Origin of the sequence: uncultured Ruegeria sp., from assembly GCF_947500045.1 — a bacterium.
Classification (GTDB): domain Bacteria; phylum Pseudomonadota; class Alphaproteobacteria; order Rhodobacterales; family Rhodobacteraceae; genus Ruegeria.
The window spans coordinates 1-14585 of sequence record NZ_CANMQQ010000012.1 but is presented as its reverse complement, the minus strand read 5'-3'; the positions used below and the strand labels follow the sequence as shown (position 1 = coordinate 14585).

The following is a 14585-nucleotide window of genomic DNA, read 5'->3' as shown; positions in this document are numbered from 1 at the left end:
GCCGTGTGAAAACGCTACACCCGATTCTGCGAACGGATGGAGGAGCCGATGGCGCTGGCTTTGGGGGTAGATACGGGCGGAACCTACACAGATGCGGTGTTGGTCCGGGATGAGCGCGAGGTTATTGCCTCGGCCAAGTCCCTGACCACTCGGGCGGATTTGGCGATTGGTGTGGGTCGGGCGATCTCGGCTGTGCTGGAAGAAGCCCAGATTGCGCCTGATCAGATCGGGTTAGCATCGCTATCGACCACATTGGCCACCAACGCGCTGGTCGAGGGGCAGGGCGGGCGTATTGCGCTGATCTATGTCGGGTTTCGAGAAGGTGATCTTGAAAAGCACGGGTTGCGGGATGCGCTGAAAGGTGACCCTGCGTTGGTTTTGGCAGGGGGGCACAATCATGCGGGTGGCGAGAAAGAATCGTTGGATATTGCCGCGCTTGAGGCTTTTTTAGGCTCTCATGAAGGGGTATCGGGTTATGCGGTCGCGGCGCAGTTCGCCACGCGAAACCCGGCGCATGAACTGGAAGTGGCACGCGTGATTGCTGAAAGAACCAATATTCCAGTGACATGCTCGCATCATTTGTCGGCTAAATTGAATGGGCCCAAGCGGGCTGTGACTGCGGTGTTGAATGCGCGGCTGATTGGCATGATTGATCGGTTGATCGGGCGGGCGCAGGACCAGTTGCAAGAGCTGGGTATCTCGGCGCCGATGATGGTGGTGCGCGGGGACGGGGCGTTAATGAGTGCCGAACAAGCGCGTGCGCGGCCAATCGAGACAATTCTCAGCGGACCGGCTGCGTCGATTGTTGGCGCGCGTTGGCTGACTGGTGCCGAAAACGCTTTGGTCTCGGACATTGGTGGTACGACCACCGATGTGGCTTTGATCCGAGAAGGTAGGCCTGCTATCGATCCTGTAGGCGCTCGGGTTGGCGGTTTTCGCACCATGGTCGAGGCCGTCGCGATGCGGACCCACGGCCTTGGCGGAGACAGCCAGGTGCATGTCTTGACCGAAGGGTTGGGGGGCGGTGTTTTTCTTGGCCCGCGTCGGGTGCTTCCGGTTTCATTGATCGCGTCCGAAGCGCCGGAGGTGGTTCACGCTGGATTGGATGAACAATTGCGCGCGCCGACTGTTGGCGAGCATGATACCCGTTTCGCACGACGGGTGCCCGGTATCCCTGTCGAGGGTGTGAGCCCTCGTGAAGCTGCCTTACTGGCCCGGCTGGGCGATGGGGTTTTGGCGCTGAACAAACTGTTGCAAACGCGCATGGAAAACGGCGCGCTGACCCGCCTGGTAGATCGTGGAGTTGTGCAGGTGTCTGGCGTTACGCCATCGGATGCCAGCCATGTTCTTGAACGACTGGATGACTGGGACGGTGAGGCGGCGCAAAAGGCGTTGCAGCTGATGGCGCGCAAGCGGGTGGGATCTGGTGAGCAGTTAGCGAAATCGCCTGAGGCTCTGGCGCATATGATCGTGGATCAATTGACCGAACAGACCTCATTGACTTTGTTAGAGACTGCTTTTGCCGAGGAATCTGACAGTTTCGGGCTTCCAGCGCAGGAATTGGCCAGGCACGTGCTAACGCATCGTGGCCTTGCCGAACATCGAGGCTTGATCGCGTTGGATACAGCGTTGAACGTCGATGTAGTGGGATTGGGAGCCTCAGCGCCGAGCTATTACCCGGCAGTAGGTATGCGGCTGCGCTGCAATATGATCCTGCCAGAACACGCTGGCGTTGCAAATGCGATCGGTGCGATTGTGGGGCGGATGACCTTGCGCAAATCTGGCACAGTTACGTCTCCGGCAGAGGGTCGCTATCGGGTGCATCTGGAGGAAGGGCCGCAAGATTTCTCGGATTCGCACGCTGCACTGCAGGTCCTGGAAACAGTATTGCGTGGTGAAGCCGAAGGTGCCGTACGCGAAGCGGGTGCCGAGGATATTCGTGTAACAGTCGACCGCGACATCCGGACCGCAAAAATCGAAGCGCAAGAGGTATTCGTCGAAGCGTTGATCACGGTTGAGGCCAGCGGACGCCCACGGGTAGCGGTCGGGTAGCCCCGGGGGGCTACCGGAACTATTATTCTGCCGCGCTGGATCGCTTTGGCAGAACCCAGTCCGCGCGCGGAAAGTGGCAGGTATAACCGTTGGGGATACGCTCCAGATAATCCTGATGCTCGGGCTCGGCCTCCCAGAAATCGCCAACGGGCTCAACCTCGGTCACCACTTTGCCGGGCCAGATACCGCTGGCATTTACATCGGCAATTGTGTCTTCGGCCATCTGTTTCTGGGCGTTGTCCACATAGTAGATCGCCGAGCGATAGCTCATGCCGCGGTCATTGCCCTGACGGTTCACAGTGGTAGGGTCGTGGATCTGGAAGAAGAACTCCAACAGTTCTCGATACGTGATCTGAGTTGGGTTGAACCAGATCTCGATCCCCTCGGCATGGGTGCCATGGTTGCGATAGGTGGCATTGGGCAGATCACCCCCGGTATAGCCGACGCGGGTGCGCAAGACGCCGGGCAATTTGCGGATCAGGTCCTGCATGCCCCAAAAGCAGCCTCCGGCCAGAACGGCGCGTTCATCGGTCATCAGATATCCTCCACATGGATCAGGTATTCGCCATAGCCTTCGGCTTCCATCTCATCACGATGGATGAACCGCAGCGAGGCAGAGTTGATGCAATATCGTAGCCCACCATGTTCGCGCGGACCATCGGGGAACACATGGCCTAGATGACTGTCGCCGTGTTTCGAGCGGACCTCGGTGCGGATCATTCCAAGTGTGGAGTCGCGATACTCTTCCACATGTTCATGCACGATGGGCTTTGTGAAACTGGGCCAGCCGCAGCCGGATTCGTATTTATGCGTCGAAGCGAACAACGGCTCGCCTGAGACGATATCAACGTAAATGCCCGGCTCCTTGTTATTCAGGTGTTTGCCGGTGCCCGGGCGTTCGGTTCCGCTGCGTTGGGTGACGTGGAACTCTTCCGGTGACAGGGCGGCGACAGCCTCGGGAGATTTGGAATAGCGGGTCATGGCTCCTCCGATTCTTTGGGGTTTGATCCAGTAGATGGGGTTCTGTGGGGGAAAGCAAAGCCTTGTAACATCTGCTCGCGCATACGTGCGTGACTTTAGGCCGGTTTGGCGACGGGTTGGCGCGACAGTTGCACGGCCAGAATACCCAACGTGGTGATCACAACGCCAACCGCATCCAATGGCCCGAGTTTTTCGCCCAGTAATATGGCGGCGATGGTGACGCCAAATACCGGATTGAGAAAGTGGAAGGTGGCCGCGCGAATGGGACCGATGCGGTTCAGCAGCAGGAACCAGATCAGCGTGGCCAACAGGCCAGGGAAGAGTGTGGTGTAAGTAAAGGCCAGCACAAAGGGGAGGGTGGGGTGGATATAGATCGTTTCAAAGATCGGCGCGGCGAGAAACAGCGCCGCTGATCCCACCAGCATTTGCAGCCCGACCACCATCATGAAATTCCCGCCCGATGTCGCCCCCCGCACCGCCAACGTGGCGAATGTCAGTGCCAGCGCCCCGAACCCGCAGAGCATGATGCCAAACAGGTCGATACCAGCCCCAATCCGGCTGCCCATGATCAAGGCGACGCCCGCAAAACCAGCACACAGCCCCATGACGCCAAGTGGACGCAGCCGATCACCAAGCAATAGCCATCCGGCCAGCGCGACAAGCAACGGCATGGTCGACGCGATAATTGCGGCCATCGATGCCTCGACCGTCTGCATGGCGTAAAAGTTCAGGCCCAAATAAAGGGCATTTTGGCATATTCCGAATAGAATGGTCGCACGCCATTGCGCGCGCGTCAGGTTCCAGCTTTGGCCCATTGCGCGCGCAATCACCACTCCCAGCAGGCCGGAAATCAGAAAGCGTAGCGCCAGCGAGAACAGCGGTGAAGCATCGGCGACAATGATACGTGCCGAGGTAAATGCCGATGACCAGATCAGGGCAAAGACAAGCCCCATGGCGATGGCGCGCACGTCCATATTGGTATCCTTAGTAAATCGGGGCGACTGTCACCGGTTTTTGCGACCACCGCAAGGAAAAGGGGCCGCCCGATGGCGACCCCTTCGATCTTGTGATCAATCTTCGGCGGATTAGCCGTTGACGCTATCCTTCAGAGCCTTCGCGATAGTCATTTTGACCACCTTGTCGGCTTCTTTCTTGAACTGCTCGCCGGTCGCAGGGTTGCGCACCATACGCTCGGGGCGTTCGCGGCAGTAGATTTTGCCAACGCCAGGCAGGGTGACGGCGCCACCAGCCGAAACTTCGCGTGTGATCAGGCCAGTCATGGCCTCCAACGCGACGTTTGCGGATTTCTTGTCAGTTCCCATTTCCTCAGCGAGAGCAGCCACCAGCTGAGTCTTTGTCATAGGCTTTGCCATTTCTTGGTCTCCTTAACGTGCCCGATCTATAGGGCCTCACCGCGTAACTGTAACGGGATATTGTGTCCGAACACAACGAATAGTAGCACCAAAAACCCCAAAAATAGGGGGAATTCGTTGCTTTTTTGCTTCAGAGAAAGGCCGTTTCGTCAAACGAACGCAATTTCCGGCTGTGTAAACGCTCTAGCGGCATGCCGCGAAGGTGCTCCATCGCCCGGATTCCGATCGCCAAATGACGACTGACCTGAGTGGTATAGAACGCAGAAGCCATGCCGGGAAGCTTTAATTCGCCGTGCAACGGCTTGTCTGAAACACATAGCAATGTGCCATAGGGCACCCGGAACCTGTAGCCGTTGGCGGCAATGGTTGCGCTTTCCATATCCAGCGCGATCGCGCGCGATTGGCTGAGCCGCTGTACGGGACCAGATTGATCGCGCAGTTCCCAGTTGCGGTTATCGACCGAAGCGACTGTGCCCGTGCGCATGATCCGCTTTAGTTCGTATCCTTCAAGTTCGGTGACTTCAGCCACAGCTTGCTCAAGCGCAACCTGCACTTCGGCAAGCGGCGGGATAGGCACCCAGACCGGAAGGTCGTCATCCAGAACTTTATCTTCGCGCAGATATGCATGGGCCAGCACGAAATCCCCCAGCGCCTGCGTGTTGCGCAGCCCGGCGCAATGCCCAACCATCAACCAAGCATGCGGGCGCAGGACCGCAATATGGTCGGTCGCCGTTTTGGCATTCGACGGACCAACGCCGATATTGACCAACGTGATTCCAGACCCATCCGCGCGTTTCAGGTGATAAGTCGGCATCTGCGGCAGCTTCAGAGGCTGTTCCAGATCAGCGTTGGCTTCCGTGATCTCGACATTCCCGGTCGAGACAAAGCTGGTGTAACCGCTATCGGGATCGGCCAACTGAGCCCGCGCATAGTTTTCAAACTCCGAGACATAAAACTGATAGTTGGTGAACAGAACGTGGTTCTGGAAATGGCCTGGGTCTGTCGCGGTATAGTGCGACAATCGCGCCAGAGAATAGTCCACGCGCTGGGCCGTGAACAGCGCAAGAGGCTCTGCATCATTCTCAGGCTCGTTGACGCCATTTACGATGTCATCATTGGTTGTGTTTAGGTCAGGTACATCAAACACATCACGCAATGTGAACCCGGCAGCGCCCTGCTGCGGAACAACCAGATCCGAGTTGTTCGCAACGGCGAAGTGCACCGGGATCGGTGTTTCCGAGGCACCGATTGTCACCGGCTGGTCGTGGTTCTTTATCAACAGCGCAATTTGCTGGGTCAGATATGACCGAAACAGATCAGGCCGGGTGACGGTTGTTGCGTGCGTGCCCGGTTCGGATACATGACCAAAGCTAAGCCGGCTATCTACCTGCGCATAAGAAGAGGTTCTGATCCGGATTTCCGGATAGAACGCGCGGTATCTCTCGGTCGGAGTGCCGTTTTTGAGTGCATTGGCAAATTGATCGCACAGGAATTTTGTAGCCTGCGTATAAAGCTCTTCCAATCGCGCGACGGCTGCCTGCGGGTCGGTAAACTTCTCGGGGTTGGGAACGTCAGGAGTTCTGATTGTTGTCATGCAAGGGGTTCCAGAAGGTCAATCTTTTTGAATGTGCGTACGTCCACCAGCCCAAGATCGGAAATCCTCAGTTCAGGGATCACGACCAATGCCAGCAGAGAATGCTGCATATATGCGTTGTTGAGTTGACAGCCGCACGCTTTCATCGCCTCGACCATTTGCTCGGCCTTGGCGGCAACGTCCGAGGCCGGGCTATCCGACATCAGGCCTGCGATCGGCAATTTTACCAATGCCAGTTCTTCACCATCCCGGAAGATCGTGATGCCGCCACCCACTTCGGCCAGTCGGTTTGCGGCTAGTGCCATCTGTTCGCGGTCAGTCCCCACGACAATCATATGGTGGCTGTCATGCGCCACGGTCGAGGCCATGGCCATTTTGCCTTGATACCCAAAACCCGACACAAAGGCGTTTGTCACACCGCCCGTGGCGCGGTGGCGCTCAACCAACGCGATCTGGCAAACGTCGCCTTCACCCTCAACAAGCCCTTCGATGATCGGCAACTCGGAATTCAGCGCCTGAGTCGGAGCTTGATTCTCGACGACGCCAATCACATTGGCCAGGACACGGTTCGCACCGGTTGGGGCCGCGATTTCGAAATCGGCTGAGGTCAGCTCATGGCCCAGATGGACGGTGTTTCTGGCCTTTGCAGACCAGTTCAGATGCGGGCAGTCAACCGTTACCGCTCCGTTTTCAGCCACGACCTGCCCACGGGCAATGACGGTTTCGATTGGCAACGTGATCAGGTCTGAACTCAGAATAATGTCGGCGCGCCGCCCGGGTGTGATCGAACCGATCTCGCGCTCTAGCCCAAAATGAGTGGCCGTGTTGATCGTCGCCATTTGGAGCGCGACCAGAGGATCGCATCCGCAGGCAATCGCATGGCGCACCACGCGGTTCATATGGCCCTCATTGACCAAAGTGCCGGAATGGCAATCATCGGTGCACAGGATGAAGTTCCTCGGGTCCAGCCCCTTCTCGGTAACAGCGGTGATCTGGCTTTCCACATCATACCAGGCGGATCCCAATCGCATCATCGACCGCATCCCCTGCCGGACGCGTGCGATAGCATCCGCCTCGCAGGTGCCTTCATGATCATCTGCCGGGCCGCCTGCGACATAGGCCGCGAAATCAGGCCCTAAATCAGGCGAAGCGTAGTGCCCTCCGACTGTTTTTCCCGCCCGCTGAGTGGCCGCAATTTCGGCTAACATTTTTGCGTCGCCGTGAATAACGCCAGGAAAGTTCATCATCTCTCCCAGCCCGATGATGCCGGGCCAGGACATTGCCTCAGCCACATCTTCGGCGGTGATCTCATATCCGGTGGTCTCAAGCCCAGGTGCCGAGGGCGCGCATGATGGCATTTGGGTGAAGATATTCACCGGCTGCATCAGCGCTTCGTCATGCATCAGGCGCACGCCTTCAAGCCCAAGCACATTGGCGATCTCATGCGGGTCGGTGAACATGGATGTGGTGCCATGCGGAATGACCGCGCGTGCAAACTCGGCAGGTGTCAACATACCCGATTCGATATGCATATGTGCGTCGCATAATCCGGGGACCATATAGCGCCCGCGTGCCTCGATGATCTGTGTGTCAGGACCGATACAATGCGATGCGTCCGGCCCTACGAATGCCACGCGCCCTGCTGCGATGGCGACGTCATGATCTGGCAAGGCTTCCCGGCTATGTACATTCACCCAAATGCCGTTGCGGATCACTGTATCAGCAGGTTCGCGGCCGGCAGCAACTGCGATGAGATGTGGGGCGGTATCGGGCCAACTGGGGAAGGGAGTGTATTCCATGGCCCAACTTTCCCGAATGCGGCGGAAGGTGCAACCCCCGCCGGCAACGCATCATGAAATCATCACAAATCCTGTCAATTGCAGCGCGTCAGCGCTGCCACGCCCAACCAGAAGAGATGCCCATAGGGCATTGACGATGGGCGGGAGCCATTTGCATTACCATTGAACCATGCGCGTTTTTTGGTGGTCAAACTTAGGCCATGAAGGCAGGCTTCCACCAACGACTCGATCAACTCACGAAGGAACCCTGCATGAGCGTCTCCAACTTGCGCCCCAACATCGATCATTGGTCCGAGCGTGTGGACATGGCCGCAGCCTTCCGCTGGACTGAGCGTCTCAACATGCATGAAGGTGTGGCCAACCATTTCAGCTTGGCTGTGAACGCAGATGGGACGCAGTTCCTCATGAATGCCAACCAAATGCATTTCGCGCGCATCAAAGCGTCCAATCTGCTGTTGTTGGATGCCAATGATACAGGCGTTATGGATCAGCCCGGTGCGCCGGACCCAACGGCATGGGGGCTACACGGTTCAATCCATCGCCATTGCCACCATGCGCGCTGTGTGATGCACGTGCATTCGATCTTTGCAACTGTTCTGGCCGCGCTGGCGGACAGCACGCTGCCGCCGATTGATCAGAACACTGCTACCTTCTTCAATCGTTATGTGATCGATGACGCGTTTGGAGGCCTGGCATTTGAAAGCGAAGGCGAACGCTGTGCCTCGATGCTATCGGACCCGAAGAAGAAGGTCATGATCATGGGCAATCATGGGGTTCTTGTAATTGGCGACAGCGCGGCAGATGCCTTTAATAGACTCTATTATTTCGAACGCGCGGCAGAGACATACATTCGCGCACTTCAAACCGGGCAGCCTTTGCGCCTTCTATCTGACGAGATCGCCGAGAAAACCGCACAAGAGCTTGATGACTACCCCGGTCAGGCCGAAGCGCATTTGCGCGAGATCAGGGCTGTTCTGGATGCCGAAGGCTCGGACTATGCAACCTGATCGCGCCTTTGGTGCTTCAGCCATGGCGCAGAGGCCATGAGCTTGTGCGCCCTGCGGCTGTCCAGAATTGGTACAAATAGGCTTGGGTGCCGCTTATATTATTGATCCTCTGTTTGTGTTGAAGGTGACGGCATAATTCACCTCTTTTCGAACAGCGCGATCAAAGCGACATCATCTTTGTTGGGTCCAGCGGCCAACTCGCCATAAATCCGGACCTCGGTGAACGACAGATTGCTGATCTGATCCACTTCGAGACTACGGAACGCGCCGGCGAATCCCAGTGCCTCAAAGTGTTTTTCATTGATTGACAAGGCGAATTGCGCGCCTGGCCGCGCGACGCGCAGTAACGCTGGCAAGGTTTCAGGCCCCAAATGGCCATGGGTGAATGTTCCGGAGGAGACAACGCCCGCATAACTGGCGCGCGAGACCGGCAGGCCGTGATTCAGATCGGCCTCGATCGCATCGCGGTAGATATCTTTGCGCATCGCCTGATCCAGCATCTCGGCGCTGATATCGGTGGCATCAATCGGACCCACGCCCAAACCGGCCAGAATCGCTCCGCACAGCCCGGTGCCTGCGCCCACATCCAGAACTGGCCCTTGCCCGCCCGCACCAACGAACGCGCGTGCTGTATGGTGGTGGAGTTGATAGTCCTCCAGCGCTGCAAAACCCTCATCGTAATCCCCGGCCCATTCGGCATAGAGTTGCTTGTTCTCTTCAGGCGATTTCAGAGAATAGGCGGCGTGCAGGTCGGGTGTCTTTTTGCTCATGCATCAATGAATGCGCATCAGAGGATTCGAATCAAGTGCGTCCATCCGGCGCTTGCATCCTTGGGCCGGGCGGATCATCAAAGGGGACATGACACCGACACTTTTTTCCTTCGGCCATGGCTATTCCGCCCGAGCGATATCGAAACGTCTCGCCCCTTTGGCGTGGCGCATCATTGGAACCACCCGTGACCCAAGACAGCTTGAGATTATTCGCGCCTCAGGCGCAGAGCCTTGTGTCTGGCCGGGCGACCAACCTGATCTGGATGGGGTGACGCATCTTCTGATTTCGACCGCGCCCACAGCCGATGGCGATCCTGTACTGGCAGAACTGCAGGGCGAAATTGCCGCGCGCGCCGAGCAATTCAAATGGGTCGGGTATCTGTCAACCACAGCGGTCTACGGTGATCATCAGGGAGAGTGGGTGGATGAGTCCACGCCACCTGCACCAACTGCCAAACGCGGTCGGTGGCGTGTGCGTGCCGAAACGCAATGGGGCGATATTCCGGGTTTAAAGCTGCACATATTCCGTTTGGCGGGAATATATGGGCCTGGACGCGGACCATTTTCGAAGCTCAAGCGCGGCGGTTTGCGGCGGATCATCAAGCCGGGGCAGGTATTTTCGCGCATCCATGTCGATGATATTGCGCAGGTTCTGACCGCATCGATGGCTAAGCCCAATCCGGGGGCGATCTACAATGTCTGCGATGACGAGCCCGTGCCGCCGCAGGATGTGATCGGCTATGCTGCCGAGTTACAGGGCCTGCCACTGCCGCCTGCAGTTCCATTCGATGAGGCTGACCTGACCCCAATGGCGCGTAGTTTTTATAATGAAAACAAACGCGTCCGAAATGACCGGATCAAGGATGAGCTGGGGGTCTCGTTAGCCTATCCGAATTACCGTGTTGGGCTTGAGGCGCTGATGCAGCATCAGGGCGGCACATCGTGAGTGCCGTTGCTTGCCAAGAAACCAATGCGGGATGTATGGGGGTTCGATGAAGGATCGCTCTGCCCCGCTGAAGATCACCGTTTCGACCCTGACCCGGCAGAGGCCCGGAATGCTGGCCGCTTTGATCCAGAGCTGGGGAGAAATGAAGCTGCCGCCCGATTGCACAGTTCGATGTTTGGTGGTGGAAAACGACAGCGCAGCGCTCAGCGAAGAAACCGTGCGGGCAGCGGGCGACGTTTTACCCAATGGAGCAGCTCTGGACTACGTCCTTGAGACCGAGTTGGGTATCCCATTTGGGCGCAACCGCGCAGCACGCGAAGCGTTGCAGAACGGCTCGGATCTGCTGTGCTTTGTGGATGATGATGAAGTGGTAGCACCCGACTGGCTTGAACAGCTTGTCGCTGGATATCGCGCCAGCTCCGCCGTGTTGCTGGGTGCGCCGCTTCGTGCAGCAGGGCCAACGGGTCAGGAAACCGCGTTGCAGCGGCTGATGTTACGTAACATCAGCAACCGTTACCTTGATAAGGAAAACGCGGCCGCGAAGAAAGCCACCCTGAACGATACGGGCGGCGTGACCATTGTGACCAATAACTGGCTGGGCGAGACACGCCTGTTCAGCGAAACCGGTCTTTGGTTCGATGAAACGATGCGGATGACAGGCGGGACGGACGCAAAGTTCTATGCCGAAACTGTTGCCGCCGGATTGCCTGTCGGCTGGGTGCCCGACGCGTTTGTGTATGAGACCATTCCGCCCGAGCGCCTGTCATTCTGGTACCAGGCCGCCCGCGGGCGCGATCAATCCAACACCCATATGCGTCGCAAGCTTGATCAAAAGCCAAAGCGGGCTGTTTTGGGTTTTCTAAGCGCCCCGCTGCGCTTGGTGGCTCTGCTGGGGGCAATCCTGTTGTTGCCGTTTCAGCCGGATCGACGGTTTATCCAGATCGCCCGAACTGCCGGATGGCTGGTCGGTGTATTGGGTATCCCGTTTGGATATAAGTCGGCGCTCTACAAGAAAGTCAGCGGCCACTGAACCTGCGTTGACGGACCGGTGCGTATTCCTTGCGTTCAACCACAACCAACAGGCTCACTTTGGCCTCGGGGCCTACGTTTGGGTGATTGGCAGCAACCGCTCATTCCTACGATCCCACGGGCGAAGCTCTCACTTTTTTCACATCTGTGATCTGGAGTGGGGGCCTAACACAAGAATATGGTCGCGACAGTTCCTTAGCATCGGACAAAGCTGGGCGGAAGCGGCTGCATCTGGAGGGCCTGATGATAGCCTATGACTATCGCTTTCATCGAAAAACAAAACTTATCCAAATGGATTGGATTTGCTAAGTCTACATCCAAACAGAAAGAACGAGTCGTTAATGCCATTTCCCAGATTGAGAGCAGGGCGGACCTGCGTGATCACGCGCATCGCCCAATCTGATAATGGACGCAAAGACACTCAAGACCGCTGTTTCTCGTTTCAGATTTAACCACACGACGCACACATCTAGCCAGGACTGGAGATCGATATGGACGGAAGTGACACCCCCAACACGGGCAAATGCCCAGTAATGCATGGCGCCGAGGCCCGGACCAACCGGGATTGGTGGCCGAACCAGCTGAACCTTTCGATCCTTCACCAACGTGGACCTGCCTCGAACCCGATGGGTGAGACGTTCGATTACGCGGAAGAGTTCAAGAAGCTCGACTTGCAGGCGCTGAAAGAAGACCTCTATGCGCTGATGACCGACTCGCAGGATTGGTGGCCAGCGGACTATGGGCACTATGGCGGTCTGTTTATCCGGATGGCGTGGCACAGCGCCGGTACCTATCGAACGGCGGATGGTCGTGGTGGCGCTTCGACCGGTAATCAGCGTTTTGCACCACTGAACAGTTGGCCCGATAACGGCAACCTGGACAAGGCGCGCCGTCTGCTGTGGCCGATCAAGCAGAAATACGGCAATCAGATTTCATGGGCTGACCTGTATATTCTGGCGGGCAACTGCGCGATCGAATCCATGGGCGGCAAAACCTTTGGCTTCTCAGGCGGTCGCGAAGATATCTGGGCGCCCGAAGAAGACATCTATTGGGGCGCTGAAACCGAATGGTTGGCTCCGACCGAGAACCCGCACAGCCGGTATTCGGGCGAACGTGATCTGGAAAACCCGCTGGCTGCCGTACAGATGGGTCTGATCTATGTGAACCCGGAAGGCCCCGATGGTCAGCCTGACATTCTGGCCTCTGGTCGTGACATCCGTGACACGTTTGGCCGGATGGCAATGAATGACGAAGAAACCGTGGCGCTGGTTGCAGGTGGCCACACTTTCGGTAAGGCACACGGCGCGGGTGATCCCGATCTGGTCGGCCCCGAACCCGAAGCTGCCCCGATCGAGGCCATGGGATTTGGCTGGATCAACAAGCTCGGCAGTGGCAAAGGTGATGACACCACCACCAGCGGCATCGAAGGCGCGTGGACGGCGAACCCGATCAAATGGGACAACGGTTATTTCGACCTGCTGTTCGGTTATGACTGGAACCTGACCAAAAGCCCTTCGGGGGCATGGATCTGGGAACCGGTCGGCGTGAAAGACGAAGACATGGCACCGGTGGCGCATGATCCGTCCAAAAAGGTCAAGACTATGATGACCACCGCCGACATGGCGATGCGCATGGATCCGATCTATGGGCCCATCTCAAAGCGGTTCCACGAAAGCCCGGAAGAGTTCGCGGATGCCTTCGCTCGCGCCTGGTTCAAGCTGACCCACCGCGACATGGGCCCCCGCTCACGCTATCTGGGTGCTGAAGCGCCTGCCGAAGAACTGCTGTGGCAGGACAACGTACCAGCCGTAGATCACGCGTTGATCGATGATGCAGATGTGGCCGACCTGAAGGCCAAGATCCTAGCGACCGGGCTTTCGGTTTCAGAGCTGGTATCGACCGCATGGGCTTCGGCCTCGACCTACCGGGGTTCGGACATGCGTGGCGGTGCCAACGGCGCCCGCGTACGTCTGGCCCCGCAGAAGGACTGGGATGTCAATGAGCCTCTGAAACTCTCAAAGGCATTGGATGCGCTGGAAGGCGTTCAGACAGCGTTTAATGACGCCCAGTCCGGCGGGAAGAAGGTCTCATTGGCTGATGTCATTGTTCTGGGTGGCGCTGCAGCCATCGAACAGGCAGCCAAGGCGGCGGGTCATGAGGTTGACGTGCCCTTTGCACCGGGCCGTACCGATGCTTCGCAAGAGCAGACGGATGTCGATTCCTTCGCTGTGATGGAACCCATCGCAGATGGCTTCCGCAACTACCTGCGTAAGGAGTATTCGGTTCCGGCCGAGGCTCTGCTGGTCGACAAGGCGCAACTGCTGACGCTGTCCGCACCTGAGATGACTGCGCTTGTCGGCGGGATGCGTGTGCTGGGCACAAACTTCGGCGGTACCTCTCATGGCGTGTTCACTGACCGCGTGGGCGCACTCAGCACCGACTTCTTCGTGAACCTGCTGGATATGGGCACCGAATGGAAACCATCTGGTGACGGTGTCTATGAAGGTCGCGACCGCGCCAGCGGAGACGTGAAGTGGACCGGCACCCGCATGGATCTGGTATTTGGTTCGAACTCGCAACTGCGCGCGCTGGTCGAGGTCTATGGTCAGGCCGATGCGGGTGGTAAGTTCGTCTGCGATTTCATCTCGGCCTGGAATAAGGTGATGAATGCGGATCGTTTCGATCTGAACTAAACACACTGACCACTCACAGAATGACGCCGCCTCGGGAAACCTTGGCGGCGTTTTCTATGGCTGAGTCTGAGGTGCAGGTCGCGATTCCGCCTGAATGCTCGAATTTGAGCTTTCCTAGGGTGTTCCATAAGCATGAGGAAGCAGGTGAAAGCCTGAATTGTTAAGGTAACCTGTTGTTTTTATTAAGGTGATGAAGAATCTGATGGGAAATGTGAAGTTTTTTCAGAATGGGGGTTGCAGGTCTCAGACCTAATCCGTAAATACCCCTTCACCGGCGCTGGTGAGGTGCTGGAGACGGGCCGGAGAGACGGTTGAGACGCATCGGAGAGACGGTGGGCATC

General features: G+C 57.5%; 12 protein-coding genes. 5 read left to right on the top strand and 7 right to left on the bottom strand.

Annotated elements, in window-relative coordinates:
• Positions 1-48 precede the first annotated feature (48 nt).
• A complete protein-coding gene (locus tag Q1B46_RS17455) occupies positions 49-2052 on the top strand; it encodes a hydantoinase/oxoprolinase family protein (protein ID WP_299949981.1) in 2004 nt (667 codons plus the stop codon).
• 22 nt (positions 2053-2074) lie between these two features.
• Here the strand turns inward: Q1B46_RS17455 and msrA are convergent, their stop codons facing one another.
• The 6 genes from msrA to ade all read right to left on the bottom strand — a co-directional run bounded on the left by msrA (position 2075) and on the right by ade (position 7799).
• Entirely contained in the window at positions 2075-2587 is a 513-nt protein-coding gene (gene msrA, locus Q1B46_RS17450; protein WP_299949979.1) for a peptide-methionine (S)-S-oxide reductase MsrA, read from the bottom strand.
• Positions 2587-3033, bottom strand: coding sequence for a peptide-methionine (R)-S-oxide reductase MsrB (gene msrB / locus Q1B46_RS17445; RefSeq protein ID WP_299949978.1), 447 nt, complete (start codon positions 3031-3033; stop codon positions 2587-2589). The genes msrA and msrB overlap by 1 nt, the downstream gene beginning before the upstream one ends.
• A 95-nt stretch (positions 3034-3128) precedes the next feature.
• Complete coding sequence (locus tag Q1B46_RS17440) at positions 3129-4007, bottom strand: DMT family transporter (RefSeq protein WP_299949976.1); 879 nt, start codon at positions 4005-4007, stop codon at positions 3129-3131.
• A gap of 111 nt (positions 4008-4118) precedes the next feature.
• A complete protein-coding gene (locus tag Q1B46_RS17435) occupies positions 4119-4406 on the bottom strand; it encodes an HU family DNA-binding protein (RefSeq protein WP_299949974.1) in 288 nt (95 codons plus the stop codon).
• A 130-nt stretch (positions 4407-4536) separates the two neighbouring features.
• Positions 4537-6000, bottom strand: a complete 1464-nt coding sequence (locus Q1B46_RS17430; protein WP_299949972.1) for an AMP nucleosidase — start codon at positions 5998-6000, stop codon at positions 4537-4539.
• Complete coding sequence (gene ade / locus Q1B46_RS17425; protein ID WP_299949970.1) at positions 5997-7799, bottom strand: adenine deaminase; 1803 nt, start codon at positions 7797-7799, stop codon at positions 5997-5999. Before ade ends, Q1B46_RS17430 begins: the two co-directional genes overlap by 4 nt.
• Positions 7800-8050: 251 nt before the next feature.
• Here ade and Q1B46_RS17420 point away from each other — a divergent pair, with 251 nt between their 5' ends.
• A complete protein-coding gene (locus Q1B46_RS17420) occupies positions 8051-8806 on the top strand; it encodes a class II aldolase and adducin N-terminal domain-containing protein (RefSeq protein WP_299949968.1) in 756 nt (251 codons plus the stop codon).
• Positions 8807-8943: 137 nt separating this feature from the next.
• On the opposite strand, the gene Q1B46_RS17415 is transcribed toward Q1B46_RS17420, so the two are convergent.
• Positions 8944-9576, bottom strand: coding sequence for a class I SAM-dependent methyltransferase (locus Q1B46_RS17415; protein ID WP_299949966.1), 633 nt, complete (start codon positions 9574-9576; stop codon positions 8944-8946).
• 88 nt (positions 9577-9664) lie between these two features.
• Between Q1B46_RS17415 and Q1B46_RS17410 the strand changes: the two genes are divergently transcribed.
• The 3 genes from Q1B46_RS17410 (at position 9665) to katG (ending at position 14244) form a co-directional block, all read left to right on the top strand.
• Entirely contained in the window at positions 9665-10522 is an 858-nt protein-coding gene (locus tag Q1B46_RS17410; RefSeq protein ID WP_299949963.1) for an SDR family oxidoreductase, read from the top strand.
• Positions 10523-10568: 46 nt separating this feature from the next.
• Positions 10569-11552, top strand: a complete 984-nt coding sequence (locus tag Q1B46_RS17405) for a glycosyltransferase (protein WP_299949961.1) — start codon at positions 10569-10571, stop codon at positions 11550-11552.
• Between the two features lie 490 nt (positions 11553-12042).
• The gene (gene katG, locus Q1B46_RS17400; protein ID WP_299949959.1) at positions 12043-14244 is read left to right on the top strand and encodes a catalase/peroxidase HPI; all 2202 of its coding nucleotides are present in this window, start codon (positions 12043-12045) and stop codon (positions 14242-14244) included.
• Positions 14245-14585: the final 341 nt, after the last annotated feature.